Annotated in this window: 2 protein-coding genes; both read left to right on the top strand. The window is 70.7% G+C overall.

Annotation, left to right across the window (positions count from 1 at the left end; genetic code table 11):
* The coding region (locus BJG92_RS16225) for an FAD-binding protein (RefSeq protein WP_232085017.1) at positions 1–865 on the top strand (865 nt) is incomplete at its 5' end.
* A 9-nt stretch (positions 866–874) separates the two neighbouring features.
* Positions 875–1,885 carry an alpha/beta hydrolase gene (locus BJG92_RS16230; RefSeq protein ID WP_232085018.1) on the top strand — a complete coding sequence of 337 codons (1,011 nt, stop codon included), beginning with the start codon at positions 875–877 and terminating at the stop codon, positions 1,883–1,885.
* The last annotated feature ends 77 nt before the right edge of the window (positions 1,886–1,962 follow it).

Below are 1,962 nucleotides of genomic sequence, written 5' to 3' on the forward strand. Positions count from 1 at the left end.
CGTCGCCCGGGCAGGCGGCCGGCTCATCAACGGGGACCGGATGTGGCACTACCCGGAAGGCATCCATAACCATGACCCGGTGTGGCCGCAGCACGGGATCCGGATCCTGCCCGGCCCCTCCGCCCTGTGGCTCGACGCCACGGGCAGGATGCTTCCCGCTCCCCTGTTCCCGGGCTTCGACTCGCTCGGCGCCCTCCGCCACATCCTGTCCACCGGCCACGAGTACTCCTGGTTCGTGTTGAACAAGACCATCGCCCTCAAGGAATTCGCGCTGTCCGGTTCGGAGCAGAACCCGGACCTCACGGGCAAGGATGTGCGCCTGCTCGCCGCGCGGCTGAAACCCGGAAGTGACAGCCCTGTTCAGCGCTTCCTGGACCGCGGCGTCGATTTCCTCCAGGCCGGCACCCCGGGGGAACTGGCCGCCCGGATGAACGGACTCTCCGGCGAGCCGCTGATCGACGCCATGGAGCTGGACCGGCTGATCCGCTCCCGGGACAGGCAGATTGACAGCGGACTCGGCAAGGATCCGCAGCTCGCCGCAATCCGCGCCGCCCGCCGCTTCACCACGGACCGGGTGATGCGGGTTGCCCCGCCGCACCGGATGCTGGACCCCCGCCACGGCCCGCTGCTCGCGGTGCGGCTCTCGGTCCTGACCCGCAAGAGCCTGGGCGGACTCCACACTGACCTGCTCTCCCGGGTCCTGGACGGTTCCGGCAGGCCGGTGCCCGGCCTCTTCGCCGCCGGCGAAGCAGCCGGGTTCGGCGGCGGCGGCATCCACGGCTACCGCGCCCTCGAGGGAACCTTCCTTGGCGGGTGCCTGTTTTCCGGCCGCGCGGCCGGCCGCGCGGCCGCGTTTGAAGTTTAGGAGCCCGCGATGGAATGGGAACCGGACATCCTCGGCGATGACTTCGAAGCCTGCGCTTTCCAGGCTGCGGGTCCGGACGGTGTCCGGCGGACAGCCACGCTGGTCCGCCGCCTCCCGCGCAGAAGCAAAGCGGGCGGCGGGCGCGTGCGCGCTGTGCTGTTCCTGCACGGCTGGAGCGACTACTTCTTCAACGAGGAACTGGCGGACTTCTGGGTCGGCCAGGGGTTCGAGTTCTTCGCCCTGGACATGCACAACCACGGACGGAGCCTGCGCCCCGGCACCCACGGCGGCTACGTGGCTGACCTTGATGACTACGACGCCGAAATCACCGCCGCGATCGGCATCATCGGCTCGCTCCACCCCGAAGCCACCACGCCGCCGTCGGTGACCCTAATGGGACATTCCACCGGCGGGCTGATCGCAGCCCTGTGGGCCAGCCGGCATCCCGGCGTCGTGTCCCAGCTGGTCCTGGACAGCCCGTGGCTGGAGATGCACGGCAGCCCAGCCGTGCGCCGCGCAGCCCGGGGCATGGTGGAACCCCTTGCCCGGTTCCGGCCGGAATCGGTGATCCGGCTCCCCGAGCGGTCCTTCTACTGGCGCAGCATCAGCAGCGCCGCCGAGGGCGAGTGGGCACTCGATGACAGCTACCGGCCGCCGCGCGCCTTCCCCGTCCGGGCCGGCTGGCTCAGCGCGGTACTCACCGGCCAGGCCCGGGTGGCCCGGGGACTGAACATCGACGTACCCATCCTGGTCATGATTTCCGGTGCCAGCGCCAACGGAATGTTCTGGAAGGAGTCCATGCGGCGCACCGACGCGGTGCTGGATGTGAACACGATCGCCCTGCGCGCCCTGAGCCTGGGCAGGACTGTCACCCTGGAACGGATTGACGGCGCCCTGCACGACGTCTTCCTCTCCGCTCCCCGGGTGCGTGCCGACGCTTACGGCCGGCTGGCCCGCTGGCTCCGGGCCTATGTCCTGGACGACGGCGGAAAGGCCGGACGGCCGGACCGGGCCGGCTGACGATCCCGGCTAAGCGCCCGGACGTGCTTGCCCGGCGGGGGCAGCGGCGTCGACCGCCCCGCCGTAGCGGCGGTCCC

Source organism: Arthrobacter sp. SO5 (genome assembly GCF_020532805.1).
Taxonomy (GTDB): Bacteria; Actinomycetota; Actinomycetes; order Actinomycetales; family Micrococcaceae; genus Arthrobacter.